We start from the raw sequence: 17,105 nt of genomic DNA on the forward strand, positions 1-17,105 counted from the left end.
CAAATAGTGCGCTTCCCGCTACCCTATTCTTATTAATAAGAAAGAAGGGACAGCAATGGAGCAAGCATCATTTACTGTATCTAGTTGGCAAGAACAACCGATTGACAATCTTAATGAAAATTTCCCAGTAAATCAAGCGAGCGCTACTTATCAATTGTCAGGCGCCTTATCTGGGACAGCTTCTGTGGAATACTTAATGACTTATCAAGGCTCTTCAATGGCAGATGGGCTTGAAGCTGTGGCTCAAGTGGTCGGTTTCCTACATTTCGAAGGAACTTATTTAGGAAAAAAAGGCACCTTTACTGCTTGCGAAAAAGGGACGTTTACACAGGGTCTTTTAGACTGCCCAGGTGAACTATTTCAAGCATCAGGTGAGCTTGCCGGTTTATCCGGTCGCTACACTTATGAATTTAGTCAAGAAGAAGCGCTTCTTCATTTAGACTTTGTATAATAAAAAATTTCAAGGAAAGTTGGTGACATTATTTTACTTATTTTAAATTTGGCGGTTGTAAAAGACAATGGGTGTTTTTGATTAGATTAAACTTTTAAGGAGAAAAATCATGAAAAACACCCGAAACACCGTCCCATCATTACTAATTATTATTTTGCTTGTGGGATTTCCACAAATCAGCGAGTCGATTTTCACACCCATTTTACCAGCGCTTAGTTCTGCTTTTAACATTCACGATAGCGTGGCACAATTAACCATGAGTATTTATTTTGTTGCCTTTGCCGTTGGCGTTTTATTCTGGGGAATTCTATCCGATACGATTGGACGTCGCCCAGCTATGTTATTAGGAATTTTATGCTATTTAATTGGAAATATTGGCCTTTTTTTGAGTCCGACATTTCCTTGGCTGTTATTCTTCCGTTTAATTCAAGCATTTGGTGCAAGCGTTGGTTCTGTTATTACCCAATCGATGATGCGGGAAAGCTTTAACGATCTTCAAAGAGGGAAAATTTTTGCTCAAACAAGCGCTGCTCTATCGCTATCTCCTGCCATCGGACCCTTAGTCGGCGGACTTGTTCAAACCTATTTTGGCTATCAGCATGTCTCTAGCACCTTAATTGTCATGGCTGTTCTATTACTTTTCTATAGTTTTTATCGTTTACCAGAAACCTTTCACTTAGGAAATACCTTAACGAAAGCGCCTTTTTGGTCCGTGGCGAAACGCCTTTCCTTCGACTCGAAAGTTTGGTGCTACGGCTTATTGATTGGGGGCATTAATGGTTTATTGTTTAGCTACTATGCAGAAGCTCCGTTTATTTTCATCAATCACTTTGGCTTTAGCAGTGTCCAATATGGCTTTCTTGGTTTAGTTTTAGCTGTGTCTAGTATTCTTGCTGCGGTTCTTATCAATTGGTTGCTAGGATATTGGTCAGCGGAAAAAATTGCCTTTGCTGGTTTGCTGCTAAGTATCTTTGCGGCTTGCTGTTTATTAATAATGACACAATTTGAATCAATCATTGGTCTTATTTTGTTTATTTTTCTCTTTTTCTTAGGGATTAATATTACTTTGCCCAATGCCTTAAGTATGGCCTTAAAAGGCTATGAATCTGTAATTGGTACTGCCAGTGGGATTTTTAGTTTTGTCTATTACTTGTTTGTTAGTTTCTTTACCTATTTGATTAGTTACTTTCACAATGGCACCATTTGGGTCTTACCGCTTTACTTTTTAAGTTTTGCCTGCCTGTTAGCTTTCAGCTATTATGTCATTGTTTATCGTAAAACTTTAAAATAAAAATCAAAAAACACACGAATATTTTTCGTGTGTTTTTTTTAGCTAAAAAATTGATTTTCTAAACTATATTGCTTCCCTGAAACAATGTCATATTGAATCAGTCGGTATTCCTCATATAGTTGTTCTTGCTTTTTATTCATTTCTACTGTTTTTTTCCATTCCCCACCGAGATAGTAATTCCCCTTTTCAAAAGCAGGCAATTGTTCTTGTACCTCATTTAGCATAGCGTAAAATCCCGATTGCGGTAAGCCGCTTTGTTGGAAAAGTGAGGGAGCAAAATAAAATGGACTAATAGTTGCTTGATGCTGATTTTTTTCTGTTAACTGGTTCGCCGTATCATACATTAGAAATTCTGTCTGGTGAAGGGCTGCTCCTTCATTCAACGCTTGAATGTTTTCATCATAAATACTTGGTAAGTGATCTCCCCAAAAAACGACTAATGTGCGTTTGGGCATTTTTTCGATTTCTTGTAGGAAATTTTTCAAAGCTTCGCTACTGTAGGCAATATCTTGCAAGTAATTATTGAGCGCGACTTGATTGCCGTTTCCTTGAGAAAAATAATTGGACGTTGTGTATTTATTTTCATAGGGCATATGTGTTTGCATAGTAACTAAATGAATGAATTGCGGTTGCTCTTTTTCTTTAAGCAGTGTCGTCACTTCCTGATACGCTGCTTGATCTGAAATGTAAGGATTATTTTCTAGTTTATCCGTATAGTTCATTGTTTTTTCATTGATAAATTGATCAAAACCTAAAATTTTATACACATCTTTTCGTTTATACATAGATGTATTGTACGGATGAATAGCCGTTGTTTGGTACTTTTGTTCCTTAAGTAATGAAACAATGGAAGGCAATTCCGTCATCTTAGGAATCATCATCGTATAAGGTGTAGTCATTTGGGCATTCATTAATTCCATCGAAAAACTTGTTAGGGCTTCAAATTCAATATTCGCAGTTCCGCCCCCGTAGTTTTGTGAAAGCATCTGGCCACTGTAAGTTTTATCAGCGATTTGCTGATAATCAGCTAAAGGGTTACCAATAATGGACAAACCTTTCAGATGATCTGGATTTGAAAAACTTTCACTCATGACAAACACAATATTTGGTTGCTCATTGCTCGGCACTGGTTTCGCCTCGGCCAACTTTTGATACTTCTGAGTAATTTCTGAAATAGCTTCTTTTGAATAGCCCTTTGGTTGGTCCATAGCCTCTACTTTTAAATTATATAGAAAACCACCAATAAATCCTGTATTGTAGTAATTCATTTTTTGGCTGTAAGGGATCCATAACGCGGTTTTATTATAGGCTTTACGTAACAAATTTTGCGGATTGTTAAAATCACCAATATATGAAAATAGACCAATCGAAAGAACAAGACTTAACACACGAATCGTTTGTTTTTTCTTCGATAAAAAGAAACTTTTATAAAAGGCTTTTCCTAAGAAAAAAAGTGCTACACAACCTAACGCAACCACAAAAATAAACGGCCATAAACCAACCATTTCTTTTAATAAACTAACTTCTGTGATCATTTTTAAGTCGTCTGGGTAAATAGGTTCGACACGATAAAACATCTTTTGATAGTCCGCAAATCCTAAAACACCTATTATGACACTATATAAAAGAGCGCCAACTCCTAATGAACCTGCCAAACTACATAAAAAAAGTAAAAAAACGCTTAGCACAAAACAACCTAAGAAAAACTTTTCCGTATGCCACGAAAAAGCAAACTTGAAGGCTAAATCAACAGACAAGTTATTCTGACACCATTGCAAATATAAATTACTAAAAATAATTAATAAGATGAACCCGATTCCATACAAAAGGTAGCGGTAGGGCCATCGTCTAAATTTCTCAACTCTCTTTTTCACATCGATCTCCTATTCAAAAACTAGTAATGTATTTATTTTATGCTTCTTGAAAAAGAATGTAAAGAAGTAGCTAGCAAAGAAGTCTAAGGAATGGTAAAGAAAAAATGTTATTTGTTGCAAAAATAATTTTCCAGTGGTATAGTAACAATGGAATTTCGTTATCAGTTATCGTCGCCTTTTTAGAGTACTTTATGAAAGGAGAATAACTATGACTTACAAAGTAAAAAACATTCAATACCGTATTCAATTAGACACAGACAAAAATATTTTCATTGTTTTTGATGCAAAAAATGAAAGTAAAACAGCAACTGGTCACACAATTGAAGAAGCAATTGCACACTTAAAACAATTAAACTAAGGAGTGACAAACATTTCCATGCAAGACCCTTTAGGTAGTTATTTAAGCTAAAAGCCGTTTAGTAAAGAAAAAATACTAGACGGTTTTTTTGTATCCTCTTCGCCTTTTATTTTTTACATAGTATACTGAAACAAACGGAGGTGTTTTTAGATGACCATCATTGCAAACTATATTCGCCAGCAACCCCAACATCAAACACAGTTAACAGAAATCTACCAAGCAATTTTAGCGGTTGTTCCTCAGGAGACTACTGAAAAAATCGCTTATGGAATGCCGACCTTTTACTTAAATGGCAATTTAGTGCATTTTGCGGCGGCCAAGCAACATTTAGGTTTCTATCCTACGCCATCAGCCATCCAACGTTTCAGCAAAGAATTACGCCCTTTTAAAACCTCGAAAGGTGCCATTCAATTTCCCTACACGCAAGAGTTACCTCTTTCATTAATACAGGAAATAGTTAAATTCCGTGTACAAGAAAACATGAAAACAGGGTCTCAATGAGACCCTGTTTTCATGTTCTTAAAATTTTTTCCATCGCTTTTCCCTTGGCCAATTCGTCAATTAATTTATCTAGGTAACGGATTTTTTGCATTAAAGGATCTTCAATTTCTTCCACGCGATAGCCACAAATTACGCCTTTGATCAATTGGGCGTTTTCATTAAAATTGGGTGCTTCTTCAAAAAATGTTTCCATCGTTACTTTTTGAGCCAATTGTTGTTGCAAGCCTTTTTCATCATAACCAGTTAACCAGTAAATAATTTCGTCAACCTCCGCTTGCGTTCGATTTTTACGTTCTGCTTTTTGGATGTATAGCGGGTAAACACTGGCAAAGGTCATTGTATAGATTTTCGGTTTTGTCATTGGTTTTCCTACTTTCTGAAAAAATAACTCCTTCTCATTATACTATACTTCTCTTAAATTTAAACTTTAATACATGTTAAAAGAATAAGTGCCGTAAAAAATTTTAAAAAGCAGTAAAATTGACGCTTCTAGTAAAAATTTCTTTTGTTATTTTTCTTTATATAAGGAGCCCATTTTTTATGTTATTTAATCACAGGAACCTGATTCTATCATTGCAGAATAGGCTTTCATTCAGTATACTGTAAATAGAGGAACAAGAAACGAATTGGATAATTAGGCACTGAAAGAACGCACCACCGTTCTGAATGTTTCGAAACACACAACAGGTTATCGAAATGGCCATTGGAGAAAAATTCCTTTTTCTCCGAGGTTAGCGATTGTGACATGTTGCAATCGTTTTTTGTCCTTAAAATGTTGAGAAAAAGAAAAAAGGCACTTTGCATGTCAGCACCACCTGACAAACAAAGCCCTTCATAGACAGCACAACCTATCTATTCCAGTTGCCTTTTTTGCTAGTTACACTAGCTAATTTTAGTGTACCCGATTTTCAGTGAAATTACTAGCATCTTTAAAATTTTTACTGAAACGATCAGCCTGTGCAATGAACTAGTTTTCTTCAGCGGCGGCAACCGCTGAGAAGCTTTTTCTCAAATTTTAAGTGAATAATGTATCATAAACTTTTTTGGCATATCCATCCGTCATATTACATACAAAGTCCACCGCCATTTTCAAACGATAATAGTCTTTTTCTGCTTCTGTAGCGTTCTTTGCTTCTCTTCTATACAACGCTTTCGCGCTTTCCGAAATATTATTAAAGATTCGCTCCTCATACTTATTCATGGAAACTTTTTCGTATTTCAGTACGACTGGAACAAATTCATCTAGTAATCGATTGATGATATTGAAGCCCAATACCTCTTGATCCAAAATTGTTTTTGTTTGAAAAACATAGGCTCTAGAAAAGTTTTTTAATGCCTGAAAGCATTTCACTTCATCACAATCTTCAATGATAATTTCATTTTGATAGATACCACTCATAATTAAGTCATAATGATTAGCAAAATTTTTCGCTACGCTTTGACAAACAGCCCTTTGTGTCTTTCTCAAAAATTCTTGTAAGGTAGCTTCTTCTGTTTTATCTTTTTCTAACATTAAAAATTTTTTTGTTCCTGTTTGCGCATCAACAAACTGCTTTAAATCTTGATAGCTGTATAAACCATAATTATAGGCATCTTCGATATCTGAAAAAGTATAGGCGATATCATCTGAAGCTTCTAACAAAAAGACTAATGGGTGTCGCTTATTTTGTGTTTCTGTCGCAAATTTAATGGCGTTAAACACTTGTTTTTCCGAGTAAAAATAGCCAACTTTTTTAGACAAAAGCTGTTGCTTATTTAATTGATCTGAAGATGCCGTATATTTGATAACTGTATCTAATGTCGTGGCTGTTAGTTTCATTCCTGCTTTAGAAGTCCCATTATCATGATGCAGTTTTGTTAAAAGTCGGATGGTTTGAGCGTTGCCTTCAAAGTTAAGAAAATCATTTTGTTGTTGCTCCGAAAAATCAGACCAACAAGCATACAAAGGACCATTTTTTTCAAACCAAATACGAATGGCTTCTTCCCCAAAATGTCCAAAAGGGGGATTGCCGATATCATGGATTAATGCAGCTGTTTCTAACAACCGATAGCATTCTGATAATTCCATAACCTCAATTTTTCGTTCGTTCAACTGTGAAATAACTAATCTAAGTATATCCCTGCTATGCATTGCCACTTCTAAGCTATGTGTTAAACGTGTTCTTACAAAATCATTACGTTCTAAAGGAAAAACTTGTGTTTTGTCTTGTAAACGTCTAAATGCATCACTTTTAATTACTCTACGATAGTCACTATCAAAAGATTTACGAAGTTCTGTGGCTAAATCAACTTGCTTATTTAACCAGTCATTTTGATATTGTTTACCATTATCAGAAATACGATATGTACCAACCAACTGACGCCAATTCATTTTCATTTATTACCTCCTCCAATTACTCTACCTTCTCTAAATAAGAGACGTAAATATTTTTACATTTACCAATATCACTAAATTCCCGATTGTTATACGCCTTATCCTTTTTCAATTTAAACCGCACTTTTTCGCCTTCTTGAAAAGTTCCCCACGTAAGAAAAAAGAATAGCCAATGACTTTCATCCTCTGATAGCGTGTCTAAACCTAAACTTTTAGGCTCAATTAAGCTAGGTAATTTAAAACAGTCATACACCCCTTTTGCTGGGCCATACACAGGACGATGAGTGCTAAGAGTCGTTTCAAAATATCCCTTTTCATCAGGTTTTAAATAACTTGCTTGCCGAATCAGTTGTGTCAGTTTATTTTGGAATGGCTGAATATTTTTTTCAACGTTTAGTTCAAAATCTGGCTCAGCTTGTACATCTGTGTCATGAGATAACTTTTTTAATAAGCAGTTTATTTCATTAGTACTTGTCTTATCATTAAACGCAATCGCCAAACGCTCACTACTAATAACACCTTTCATATCTTTCATAGAAAAATTATTTAACGCAATTGGATAGTGTTTATCTGATAGCATCCAAGAAGCACCCATTTCGTTTAAACATGGAATACTCTGATAATAATGATCAGATAAAAAATACAGCATGACAGGTTGATTGGTTAGCTCCCTTTTAATCGTGTCAAAAATTAATTCTCCTGGCTGTACACCTGTTTCAATAGTGGAACTATAAAAAATATCCTGTGTTCGAAACCCAAACTTTTTCAATAATTGGATAAACGCATCCACATATTCTTGATCCTTTGAACTATGACTAATAAAAATCTTTTTCCCGTTGCTCACTACTCAACATCCTCCAAGTTAAATTTGTGTTTTCATTTTTTTGTGAAATTCTATACTATTTCTTTAAGCGTACAGCGTTATCTGAAACCAGTCAATACTAAAATTATAAAATAACAATTATTTTGTTTTATTAATTTTTTATATAATGTTGTTTTGTTAATGTTTTGTTATTTTTAAACAAGTGATTATAGAGCGATGTACGGTTGAAGTTATTTCTAATCTATTTTTTTCAATATTTTTATAAATATAAAAAAACACGCCTTTCTTTGCAGAAAGGCGTGTTTTTACGTCCGAGTATAAGGAGAATTGGTTCATTAACCAATTGTCCCTTTAAGCGTTATTCATTAAATGAATTATTTGTTTTTTAAGTTGTAGAAAGATTTTAAGCCTTTGTATTCAGCTACATCGCCTAATTGATCTTCAATACGTAATAATTGGTTGTATTTAGCAATACGGTCAGTACGGCTTAATGAACCAGTTTTGATTTGGCCAGCGTTTGTTGCAACAGCGATATCAGAGATTGTTGAATCTTCTGTTTCACCAGAACGGTGAGATACAACTGCAGTGTAGCCAGCTTCTTTAGCCATTTCGATTGCTTCAAATGTTTCAGTTAAAGTACCGATTTGGTTAACTTTGATTAGGATTGAGTTAGCGATACCTTTTTCGATACCTTCAGCTAATTTAGTTGTGTTTGTTACGAATAAATCGTCACCAACTAATTGAACTTTGTCGCCTAATACTTCAGTTAATTTTTTGAATCCGTCCCAGTCGTTTTCGTCTAAGCCGTCTTCGATTGAAATGATTGGGTATTTAGAAACTAATTCTTCGTAGAACGCGATCATTTCTTCAGTTGTTTTTTCGCCTTCGCCTGAGTCAGCTAAAACGTAAACGCCTTTTTCTTTGTCGTAGAATTCTGAAGAAGCAGCATCCATAGCAAGAACAACGTCTTTACCAGGAACATAGCCAGCTTTTTCGATAGCTTCGATGATTACTTCGAAACCTTCTTCGTTTGAACCTAAGTTAGGAGCGAAACCACCTTCGTCACCTACTGAAGTAGCTAAACCGCGACCTTTTAAGATTGAAGCTAATGCGTGGAATACTTCTGCACCCATACGTAAAGCTTCTTTGAATGTAGGCGCACCTACAGGCATGATCATGAATTCTTGGAAGTCAATACTGTTGTCAGCATGTGATCCACCATTGATGATATTCATCATTGGAGTTGGTAATACTTTTGTATTGAATCCGCCTAAGTAGTGATATAAAGGCACTTCTAGGTAATCAGCAGCAGCACGAGCTACAGCGATAGACACACCAAGAATAGCGTTAGCACCTAATTTACCTTTGTTAGGAGTTCCATCTAAATCGATCATTGCTTTATCGATAGCCATTTGATCGCGTACATCGTAACCGATGATTGCTTCAGCAATGATGTTGTTTACGTTATCTACAGCTTTAGTAACACCTTTACCTAAGTAACGAGCTTTGTCGCCATCACGTAATTCAACTGCTTCGTATTCACCAGTTGAAGCTCCTGAAGGAACCATTCCACGGCCGAAAGCTCCGCTTTCAGTGTAAACTTCTACTTCGATTGTTGGGTTACCGCGTGAGTCTAAGACTTCGCGTGCGTAAATATCAGTAATAATTGACATGTTTTGTCTCTCCTTTGAGTTTGTATTTATACTAAGGGGATTCCCTCATGTATGATTGTAGTTAATTCTCGCAAACTATGCAAACATTTTTTTGCAAAAGTCATTGAGAAAACGTTACCGTTAGTGATTTCTTATTTTACAGCATCTAATAAAGCTAGGAATGAGTCTGCTTCTAAGCTTGCGCCGCCGACTAAAGCACCGTCAACGTTTTCTTTTGCCATATATTCAGCGATGTTTTCTGGTTTAACAGAACCACCGTATTGAATACGAACAGCTTCAGAAACTTCTTTGCCGTATAATTTTTCAACTGTTGAACGAACAACACCACAGATTTCATCTGCAATATTAGCATCTGCAGATTTACCAGTTCCGATTGCCCAGATTGGTTCGTAAGCGATAACCATTGAAGCAACTTGTTCGTTTGATAAACCAACTAAGCCGTTAGTGATTTGACCTTCGATCCATTCCGCTGTTTTACCAGCTTCATACGTTTCTAAAGTTTCACCACAACAGAAGATTGGTGTCATACCATTTGCAAAGATTGCTTTGGCTTTTTTATTGATATCTTCATCTGTTTCGTGGAAATATTCGCGACGTTCAGAGTGTCCGATAATCACATAGTTCACACCTAAATCTGCAATTGCAGCTGGTGAGTTTTCACCAGTGAAGGCACCAGCGTTTTCCCAGTAGCAGTTTTGTGCAGCTAATTTCACTTCAGAATCTTTTAGGTTCCAAGCTAAAGGAGCTAAGAATAATGCTGGAGATCCAATCACAGCGTCAACAACGTCGTTTGATGGAACAGCATTTTTTACTGCTTCTGCAAAGCTTTGTGCTTCGCTTAAAGTTTTGTTCATTTTCCAGTTACCAGCGATAATTGGTTTGCGCATGAAAAGCACATCCTTTTCTTTTTTTAAAAATATTGTCTTTTAAACTGATTATTTATCGTTAATAGAAGCTAAACCTGGTAAAGTTTTGCCTTCTAATAATTCTAAACTTGCTCCGCCACCTGTTGAGATGTGAGAGAATTTGTTTTCGTAGCCTAATTGAATTGCTGCAGCAGCAGAGTCCCCGCCACCGATGATTGTTGTTGCGTCTTCTAAATTAGCAATCGCTTCACAAACACCAATTGTTCCTTTGGCAAAGTTACTCATTTCAAATACGCCCATTGGACCATTCCAAACAACTGTTTTCGCACCTTGTAATTCGTTAGCGAATAATTCAATTGTTTTTTCACCGATATCCAAGCCTTCTTCATCATCTGGGATTTCAGTTGAAGGAACCGTGTGGAAAGGAGCGTCATTGCTGAACTCTTTAGAGACAACTGTATCAACCGGTAAAACTAATTTGTCGCCAGCTTTTTCCATTAAGCTTTTCGCTAAGTCCACTTTATCTTCTTCAAGTAAAGATAAACCAACACTATAGCCTTGTGCTTTCATGAATGTGTAAGCCATACCGCCACCGATTAAAATTTTATCGGCTTTTTCAATTAGGTTTTCAATGACAGCGATTTTGTCAGAAACTTTTGCGCCACCCAAGATTGCTACGAATGGACGTTTTGGATTTTCAACAGCTTCGCCGATGAATTTAATTTCTTTTTCCATTAAGAAACCAGCAACTGTTGGGATACCAGTTGAAGCAATTCCAACGTTTGAGGCATGTGCACGGTGTGCAGTACCAAAAGCATCATTGACAAATACATCGCCTAAAGAAGCCCAGTATTTACCCAATTCAGCGTCATTGCCGCTTTCTTTTTTGCCGTCAACATCTTCAAAACGAGTGTTTTCAAATACTAAAACGTCGCCATCTTTCATATTGTTAACAGCGTCTTCTAATTCTTTACCACGTGTTTCTGGAACAAAAGTAACTGGTTGACCTAGTAATTCGCTTAAACGTTCAGCCACTGGTTTTAATGATTTGCCAGCTTTGTCTTCTTCTGTTTTTACACGACCTAAATGAGAGAAAAGAATTGCTTTTCCGCCATTTTCAATCACGTATTTGATTGTTGGTAAAGCCGCTACGATACGATTATCGTTTGTGATCACGCCATCTTTTAACGGAACGTTAAAGTCAACACGGACAAGGACTTTTTTGTCTTTTAAATCTACATCTTTAATTGTCTTTTTAGCCATGAGTAGACCTCCTGTATTGTCAATTTTAGGATTTTTCTTTTTTAAAAAAAGAAAGCGGAGAAGCGCGTTGCTTCCCCGCTTATTATTTCACAATTGTTCAAATTTCACTAATGATAAGAATGAATCTTATAAGTTAGCGAAGTACTCTAAAGTACGAACTAATTGAGCAGTGTATGACATTTCGTTGTCATACCAAGCAACAGTTTTAACTAATTGTTTGTCGCCAACTGTCATAACTTTTGTTTGAGTTGCATCGAATAATGAACCGTAAGTCATACCTACGATATCAGAAGAAACGATTTCGTCTGTGTTATAACCATAAGATTCGTTAGCAGCTTTTTCCATTACTGCATTCACTTCATCAACAGTAACTTCTTTGTCTAATACAGTAACTAATTCAGTTAATGAACCAGTTGCTACAGGAACACGTTGAGCAGCGCCATCTAATTTACCGTTCAATTCTGGGATTACTAAGCCGATTGCTTTAGCAGCACCAGTTGAGTTAGGTACGATGTTTGCAGCAGCAGCGCGCGCACGACGGAAGTCGCCTTTAGGATGTGGTCCGTCTAATGTCATTTGGTCACCTGTGTAAGCGTGGATAGTTGTCATTAAACCTTCAACAACACCAAAGTTGTCATGTAAAGCTTTAGCCATTGGAGCTAAGCAGTTTGTAGTACAAGAAGCGCCTGAAATTACAGTTTCTTCTCCAGTTAATGTTTCATGGTTTGTGTTGTAAACGATTGTTGGTACATCGTTACCACCAGGAGCTGAAATAACTACACGTTTTGCACCAGCAGTTAAATGTTTTTCAGCAGCTTCTTTAGAAGTAAAGAAACCAGTACATTCTAAAACGATGTCTACGCCTAATTCGCCCCATGGTAATTCTTCAGGGTTACGGTTAGCTAAAACTTTGATTTCTTTGCCGTTAACGTTGAATGAACCTTCGTGAACTTCAACTGTACCGTTGAAACGGCCTTGAGTTGTGTCATATTTTAACAAGTGTGCTAACATTTTAGCATCTGTTAAGTCGTTGATTGCAACTACTTCGATTCCTTCTACATCTTGGATACGACGGAAAGCTAAGCGTCCGATACGTCCAAATCCATTAATACCTACTTTAACTGTCATTAAAGATTTCCTCCTTATGAAAATCAAAAATTTTTTATTTTAAAGGGTTACCCCTTTTAAAATCTCGTTTGCGGCAGCTTCATCTGTGATGAGCCACGTTTGTTTTGGTGCATTTTTCATATATGCGCGAATGGCTTTGGCTTTCGTTTTGCCGCCCGCAATTGCGACGACATAGGGAATTTCTTGTAAGTTTTTTAATTGAAGGCCAATTCGTGGAATTTTATAGACCACTTTTCCTTCTTCATCAAAGAAATAACCAAACGATTCTGCCACGGCATTTTTTTGTTTGAGCATAACCATTTCGTCATCAGACATTTTTCGGCGTGCCGCCATGTGCAACGCTCGACCAATACTGTGCACCACACAGTTGGCATGACTAATTAACGTAAGAACTTCTTGAATCGAGGGTTCTTGTAATAAACTATTATACGTTTCACGACTCAATTGTTCTGGGACATATAACGCCCGGTAGTTACCACCCGTTTTGTTGGCCATTACAGCACTAATTGAATTGGCTTGGACAGAAACTGCTTCACCAATCCCTCCTCTGGCTGGAACAAACAAATTATGACGTTTTTCAGTTTCTAGTGATCCCATATTTTCGGCCACCATGGCCATTGTTGTCCCACCCATAACCGCAATTGTATTCTCACCATTTGGTAAGAGTAAATTCAGCGTATTGGTTAAGACATCTCCAAAGTCCGAAAGAACTTTCTTTTGGATATCACTATCTCCTGCAACAACGATACAACGTTGAATGCCAAAGTACTGTGTCATTTCTTTTTCGATTTGGTGCATGCCAAGCAATTGATTCATGACTAATTCTAAGCCTTGATAGACTTCCAAACCGCGTTCTGTTAATGTCATTCCGCTTTTTGAAGGTTCAATCAGGTTGAGCTGCTTCAAAACATCTGTTTCTGTACGCAAGACTCGCTCTGTAATTCCCATCGTTTCTGATAAACTTCTACGTCCAATAGGTTGCATCCAATAAATATTGCGAAGAATTTGGAATCTTTCTTGTAATACATCGAGCATATCTGGAGCAACTGCTTCAATCATTTTAAATTCTTTTAACATGATGCGCTCCTTTTGTGGGTCGAAATATGTCCAAGTAAGACTGAAAACGACCTATGAACTTTAAAAAAATAGAATTGATGTTCGTTTTTCCTACTATTTATTCATAACAGTATTAAAAGTACTTATCAATTACACACTTAGTGTACCAGTTTTTTTAGGTCTTTTCAATAAAAATGATTCTTTTTTCATCGTTTTCTTTCAAATCCAAACAAAGCATTCGTTTGTGGGAAACAATAGCGACTTATTTCCGAATAATTAGATCTAATTAAACCAAAAGCAAAGGAATTCACGAACGTCTTTCAATTAACTTCTTGTTTAAATGGGAATTTCAGGTCCTCTCACAAAGCATTTTTTACTTATTTTTCAAAAAAAGCAACGAAGGAATAGACACAGCCATTCTCTCGTTGCTTCATACCCTTTTATTTGTAATCTTCTTCGTAAAAACGTCCTAAAATTTTAACATTATCTGAGATGCTGACAAAGGCATTCGGATCACTTTCTTTCATGGCTGCTTCTAAACTTGGCAACTCAAAGCGTGTCACAATAGTTAGCAAAACAGTTTGGCGGTCGTGGCGATATGCCCCTTCCGCTTCATGAATAATTGTAATACCACGGCGCATTTTCTTTTGAATCTCATCCACGACTCGATCTGGGTTTTTAGTGACAATCATAACTTGCATTTTCTTTTGCTTAGTATAAACAGCATCTGTGACCTTCCCACTTACAAAAATTGATAACGCACTGTAGAACATGTACTGCCAGCCAAATAAATAACCTGCAACGAAGACAATTAGTGCGTTAAAATAAATTGAAATCGAGCCAACTGAACGCCCCGTTTTTTTCCGAATGGTAATGCTTAGAATATCTAAGCCCCCAGAAGAAACCCCGTTTTTTAAGACAAAACCAATTCCTGATCCAGAAATCGCCCCACCAAAAATAGCACAGATAATTGGATCTTGGGTCATCACCGTTTGCGGAACAATATGCATAAATAATGAAGTTAAAGTCACGGTAATGAAAGTAAAAATTGTAAACTTCTTACCTATTTTCTTCCACGCAATAAAGAATAACGGCACATTTAACAGATACAATGTAATAGAGACAGGCACATTAAAACCGACAATTTTTGTTGAGAGGGTTGTTAAAATTTGTGCCAAGCCTGTTAAGCCACTGGAATAAATATTTCCTGGTTGATAGAAAAAGTTCATGGCAATTGATGCAAGAATAGCATAGACAATCGACACAGAAAATTTTGTTGTATAGTCATGAACTGGCAGTCCGTCATAAATTTTTTTCATAAATAATAGCCTCGTTTCAGGTTTTCAATAAATTACATTTCTTTTCATATTATACGTGGTTTACCGAGAGAAAAAAAGAGATTCCTATAATAATTACGGAAGATTCATCAAATGTTTATAGAAATGAAAAAAGAACGAAATCTTAACGATTTCGTTCTTGGGTGGTTTCATAATGGGCTCTTGGTCCACCAATATATTTAGGACGAGAATATAATGCTGTAACATGGGCCGCACCTAACGTTCGAATGCTCAAGCGAAGAGGAACTTGCACATGTTTTACATGCATACCGATAGATGTATCGCCAATGTCAATCCCTGCTTGAGCAACAATATGTTCAACTTCCACAGGTTCATCAAATTTTTCAAAGGCAGCCACTGAACAAGAACCGCCAGCATGTAATTGCGGTACTACCGAGACAATTTCAAAGCCTTTTTCTTCAGCCACACGACGTTCCATCGCTAAAGCACGATTAATATGTTCGCATCCCTGGACAGCCAAAGAGATGCCTTTTTTATCTAATTGTTCAATTAAGGTTGAGACAATCCATTGTCCTACTTCGGCACTGGAATTTTTACCAATGACGCCACCTACTACCTCGCTGGTGGTACAACCTAAAACAAATAGGTCCCCTTTTTGTAAATTTCCTGCTGTAATGACTTCTTCTGTAATTGTCACTAACTGTTCTTTTAACATTTTTTCATCGATAGTCATTTGTTCATCCTTCTTTCTTCTAAACGACCATTTTTTGGTAACACACGTTTTAATGTTTGACTAAGAGGCAATGCTACAATCACCCCAAATAAGGATTGAATGATATTCCCTGGTAAAGAGGCAATCCCCGCACCCACGCCGTAAAGCCAGCTAGTCGCTAAAGCATACCCGCTAATCATGAGGAGACTGGCTAAAAGTAATCCTAGCGTTTGCATCTTTTTATTTTTATTAAAGAAGTGCCCTGCTAACCAACCTTGTCCGCCATGAATCAATAACGAAAAAACGAACCATTGTGGATAGCCTGACAATAAATCAATTAAGCCACCGCTTAAAGCTCCGACTGTCAAGCCACCGATCGGACCAAAAAGTAAACTAGCAATGTAAATCCCTGCATCCGCCAATGTAACAAAGCCATTTGTTGCTGGGACGGGGATAATAAAGACCATTGACACAGCCACTGTTAAAGCGGTAATTACTGCATATAGACTAATTTTTCTTGTCATTATCCGCCACACCTCCTGCTAGTAATCCTTCATGCCACACACTTCCAAAAGCTGCATTTAGCTGGACTCCAGAAACAATGGCTTCATGAACGTATGTTTTTGCTAAATCAACTGCTTCAATTAACGGATATCCTTTAACTAAATTCGCCCCAATTGCAGAGGCAAAGGAACAACCAGCGCCATCAATGGTGTGGGCCATTACTTTTTCTTTGACCAATTGAATATGTTGTTGTCCATCATAAAAAAAGTCACGTGCTTCTTGGCCAAGCCAACGATTACCACCTTTAATCACCACCGTTGCCGCTCCTAAAGAGTTTAACTCTTCCGCCGCTTGTTGGACTTCTTCGACGGTTGTTAATTTTCTGCCAATGAGTAATTCTGCTTCTTTTAAATTAGGCGTTATAATCGTTGCGAATGGAAAAAGTTTTTCAATCAATAACTGCATGTATCTTTTTTCATAAACTGAAGTCGTTTCTTTAAAAGCCAAGACAGGATCCAACACCACCGGCAGACCTGCATGTTTTTTCAAAAAGGTTGCAATTTGTAACATACTTTCTTCACTGTGAATCAAGCCAATCTTGATGCCGTCTAAACTCCCGGCAGGTATGGAAGCGAGTTGCTCTTTCACCAAAGAAGTCTCCAGGTCATGAATCTGAAAATGATTCTTAGGGGCTGTAGCAAGGCAAGTTAAAGTTGATAAGCCAAAGACTTGATGATTTTCAAACGTTTTTAAATCTGTTTGAATCCCGCCACCTGAAAAAGGATCGGAACCGCCAATTGTTAAAATTATTTTTGTCATTTGTTTCGCTCCTTTATGCACTCAGTTATCATACAAAGTTTTCTAAAAAGAAAAAACAGCCAATTGGCAGATTTTTAGCTCAGCCACTTTTTAAGTCTTTCGTTATCTTTTTCC

The 17,105-nt window shown here is 36.8% G+C and carries 18 protein-coding genes; 4 read left to right on the forward strand and 14 right to left on the reverse strand.

The window, feature by feature from the left end; genetic code table 11:
• Positions 1 to 55 precede the first annotated feature (55 nt).
• Together IGJ24_RS08140 and IGJ24_RS08145 are read left to right on the forward strand one after the other, a co-directional pair.
• The gene (locus tag IGJ24_RS08140) at positions 56 to 451 is read left to right on the forward strand and encodes a DUF3224 domain-containing protein (RefSeq protein ID WP_002362038.1); all 396 of its coding nucleotides are present in this window, start codon (positions 56 to 58) and stop codon (positions 449 to 451) included.
• Positions 452 to 560: 109 nt separating this feature from the next.
• Positions 561 to 1,742 (forward strand): multidrug effflux MFS transporter, encoded by a 1,182-nt coding sequence (locus IGJ24_RS08145; RefSeq protein ID WP_289865403.1) that lies wholly within the window; start codon positions 561 to 563, stop codon positions 1,740 to 1,742.
• Positions 1,743 to 1,780: 38 nt separating this feature from the next.
• Here the strand turns inward: IGJ24_RS08145 and IGJ24_RS08150 are convergent, their stop codons facing one another.
• Positions 1,781 to 3,616, reverse strand: a complete 1,836-nt coding sequence (locus IGJ24_RS08150; protein ID WP_002370980.1) for an LTA synthase family protein — start codon at positions 3,614 to 3,616, stop codon at positions 1,781 to 1,783.
• A 208-nt stretch (positions 3,617 to 3,824) separates the two neighbouring features.
• Between IGJ24_RS08150 and IGJ24_RS08155 the strand changes: the two genes are divergently transcribed.
• Both IGJ24_RS08155 and IGJ24_RS08160 read left to right on the forward strand, forming a co-directional pair.
• Positions 3,825 to 3,974: a hypothetical protein gene (locus tag IGJ24_RS08155; protein ID WP_002357118.1), complete on the forward strand. Its 150-nt coding sequence runs from the start codon at positions 3,825 to 3,827 to the stop codon at positions 3,972 to 3,974.
• 150 nt (positions 3,975 to 4,124) lie between these two features.
• A complete protein-coding gene (locus IGJ24_RS08160; protein WP_002387299.1) occupies positions 4,125 to 4,475 on the forward strand; it encodes an iron chaperone in 351 nt (116 codons plus the stop codon).
• Between the two features lie 10 nt (positions 4,476 to 4,485).
• On the opposite strand, the gene IGJ24_RS08165 is transcribed toward IGJ24_RS08160, so the two are convergent.
• The 13 genes from IGJ24_RS08165 to IGJ24_RS08225 all read right to left on the reverse strand — a co-directional run bounded on the left by IGJ24_RS08165 (position 4,486) and on the right by IGJ24_RS08225 (position 17,012).
• The gene (locus IGJ24_RS08165) at positions 4,486 to 4,836 is read right to left on the reverse strand and encodes a DUF2200 domain-containing protein (RefSeq protein WP_002360043.1); all 351 of its coding nucleotides are present in this window, start codon (positions 4,834 to 4,836) and stop codon (positions 4,486 to 4,488) included.
• A 227-nt stretch (positions 4,837 to 5,063) separates the two neighbouring features.
• The gene (locus IGJ24_RS08170; protein WP_002357102.1) at positions 5,064 to 5,279 is read right to left on the reverse strand and encodes a hypothetical protein; all 216 of its coding nucleotides are present in this window, start codon (positions 5,277 to 5,279) and stop codon (positions 5,064 to 5,066) included.
• A 211-nt stretch (positions 5,280 to 5,490) separates the two neighbouring features.
• Positions 5,491 to 6,852 carry a deoxyguanosinetriphosphate triphosphohydrolase gene (locus tag IGJ24_RS08175; protein WP_289865402.1) on the reverse strand — a complete coding sequence of 454 codons (1,362 nt, stop codon included), beginning with the start codon at positions 6,850 to 6,852 and terminating at the stop codon, positions 5,491 to 5,493.
• 16 nt (positions 6,853 to 6,868) lie between these two features.
• Positions 6,869 to 7,693, reverse strand: coding sequence for a toll/interleukin-1 receptor domain-containing protein (locus IGJ24_RS08180; RefSeq protein WP_129193815.1), 825 nt, complete (start codon positions 7,691 to 7,693; stop codon positions 6,869 to 6,871).
• A 353-nt stretch (positions 7,694 to 8,046) separates the two neighbouring features.
• Positions 8,047 to 9,345 (reverse strand): phosphopyruvate hydratase, encoded by a 1,299-nt coding sequence (gene eno, locus IGJ24_RS08185; RefSeq protein ID WP_002357098.1) that lies wholly within the window; start codon positions 9,343 to 9,345, stop codon positions 8,047 to 8,049.
• 131 nt (positions 9,346 to 9,476) lie between these two features.
• A complete protein-coding gene (gene tpiA / locus IGJ24_RS08190; protein ID WP_002362045.1) occupies positions 9,477 to 10,232 on the reverse strand; it encodes a triose-phosphate isomerase in 756 nt (251 codons plus the stop codon).
• 48 nt (positions 10,233 to 10,280) lie between these two features.
• Positions 10,281 to 11,474, reverse strand: coding sequence for a phosphoglycerate kinase (locus tag IGJ24_RS08195; RefSeq protein ID WP_002357094.1), 1,194 nt, complete (start codon positions 11,472 to 11,474; stop codon positions 10,281 to 10,283).
• Between the two features lie 126 nt (positions 11,475 to 11,600).
• Positions 11,601 to 12,602 carry a type I glyceraldehyde-3-phosphate dehydrogenase gene (gene gap, locus IGJ24_RS08200; RefSeq protein ID WP_002357093.1) on the reverse strand — a complete coding sequence of 334 codons (1,002 nt, stop codon included), beginning with the start codon at positions 12,600 to 12,602 and terminating at the stop codon, positions 11,601 to 11,603.
• Positions 12,603 to 12,641: 39 nt separating this feature from the next.
• A complete protein-coding gene (locus tag IGJ24_RS08205) occupies positions 12,642 to 13,679 on the reverse strand; it encodes a sugar-binding transcriptional regulator (RefSeq protein WP_002357092.1) in 1,038 nt (345 codons plus the stop codon).
• A 419-nt stretch (positions 13,680 to 14,098) separates the two neighbouring features.
• A complete protein-coding gene (locus IGJ24_RS08210; RefSeq protein ID WP_002357090.1) occupies positions 14,099 to 14,977 on the reverse strand; it encodes a YitT family protein in 879 nt (292 codons plus the stop codon).
• 142 nt (positions 14,978 to 15,119) lie between these two features.
• Positions 15,120 to 15,689: a TIGR01440 family protein gene (locus IGJ24_RS08215; RefSeq protein ID WP_002365825.1), complete on the reverse strand. Its 570-nt coding sequence runs from the start codon at positions 15,687 to 15,689 to the stop codon at positions 15,120 to 15,122.
• Positions 15,686 to 16,192 carry an ECF transporter S component gene (locus tag IGJ24_RS08220; protein ID WP_002357086.1) on the reverse strand — a complete coding sequence of 169 codons (507 nt, stop codon included), beginning with the start codon at positions 16,190 to 16,192 and terminating at the stop codon, positions 15,686 to 15,688. Before IGJ24_RS08220 ends, IGJ24_RS08215 begins: the two co-directional genes overlap by 4 nt.
• Positions 16,176 to 17,012, reverse strand: a complete 837-nt coding sequence (locus IGJ24_RS08225; RefSeq protein WP_002394562.1) for a bifunctional hydroxymethylpyrimidine kinase/phosphomethylpyrimidine kinase — start codon at positions 17,010 to 17,012, stop codon at positions 16,176 to 16,178. Before IGJ24_RS08225 ends, IGJ24_RS08220 begins: the two co-directional genes overlap by 17 nt.
• Positions 17,013 to 17,105 lie beyond the last annotated feature (93 nt).

This window comes from Enterococcus sp. DIV0546 (assembly GCF_051712785.1).
Lineage (GTDB): Bacteria > Bacillota > Bacilli > Lactobacillales > Enterococcaceae > Enterococcus > Enterococcus faecalis.

Excerpts from the sequence above, each read along its gene's own strand:
- IGJ24_RS08170 (WP_002357102.1), bottom strand. The coding sequence starts at position 5,279 with ATGCAAAGTGCCTTTTTTCTTTTTCTCAACATTTTAAGGACAAAAAAC.
- IGJ24_RS08220 (WP_002357086.1), bottom strand. The coding sequence starts at position 16,192 with ATGACAAGAAAAATTAGTCTATATGCAGTAATTACCGCTTTAACAGTG.
- IGJ24_RS08205 (WP_002357092.1), bottom strand. The coding sequence starts at position 13,679 with ATGTTAAAAGAATTTAAAATGATTGAAGCAGTTGCTCCAGATATGCTC.
- gap (WP_002357093.1), bottom strand. The coding sequence starts at position 12,602 with ATGACAGTTAAAGTAGGTATTAATGGATTTGGACGTATCGGACGCTTA.
- IGJ24_RS08195 (WP_002357094.1), bottom strand. The coding sequence starts at position 11,474 with ATGGCTAAAAAGACAATTAAAGATGTAGATTTAAAAGACAAAAAAGTC.
- IGJ24_RS08145 (WP_289865403.1), top strand. The coding sequence starts at position 561 with ATGAAAAACACCCGAAACACCGTCCCATCATTACTAATTATTATTTTG.
- IGJ24_RS08210 (WP_002357090.1), bottom strand. The coding sequence starts at position 14,977 with ATGAAAAAAATTTATGACGGACTGCCAGTTCATGACTATACAACAAAA.
- IGJ24_RS08175 (WP_289865402.1), bottom strand. The coding sequence starts at position 6,852 with ATGAAAATGAATTGGCGTCAGTTGGTTGGTACATATCGTATTTCTGAT.
- IGJ24_RS08160 (WP_002387299.1), top strand. The coding sequence starts at position 4,125 with ATGACCATCATTGCAAACTATATTCGCCAGCAACCCCAACATCAAACA.
- IGJ24_RS08155 (WP_002357118.1), top strand. The coding sequence starts at position 3,825 with ATGACTTACAAAGTAAAAAACATTCAATACCGTATTCAATTAGACACA.
- IGJ24_RS08165 (WP_002360043.1), bottom strand. The coding sequence starts at position 4,836 with ATGACAAAACCGAAAATCTATACAATGACCTTTGCCAGTGTTTACCCG.
- IGJ24_RS08215 (WP_002365825.1), bottom strand. The coding sequence starts at position 15,689 with ATGACTATCGATGAAAAAATGTTAAAAGAACAGTTAGTGACAATTACA.
- tpiA (WP_002362045.1), bottom strand. The coding sequence starts at position 10,232 with ATGCGCAAACCAATTATCGCTGGTAACTGGAAAATGAACAAAACTTTA.
- IGJ24_RS08140 (WP_002362038.1), top strand. The coding sequence starts at position 56 with ATGGAGCAAGCATCATTTACTGTATCTAGTTGGCAAGAACAACCGATT.
- eno (WP_002357098.1), bottom strand. The coding sequence starts at position 9,345 with ATGTCAATTATTACTGATATTTACGCACGCGAAGTCTTAGACTCACGC.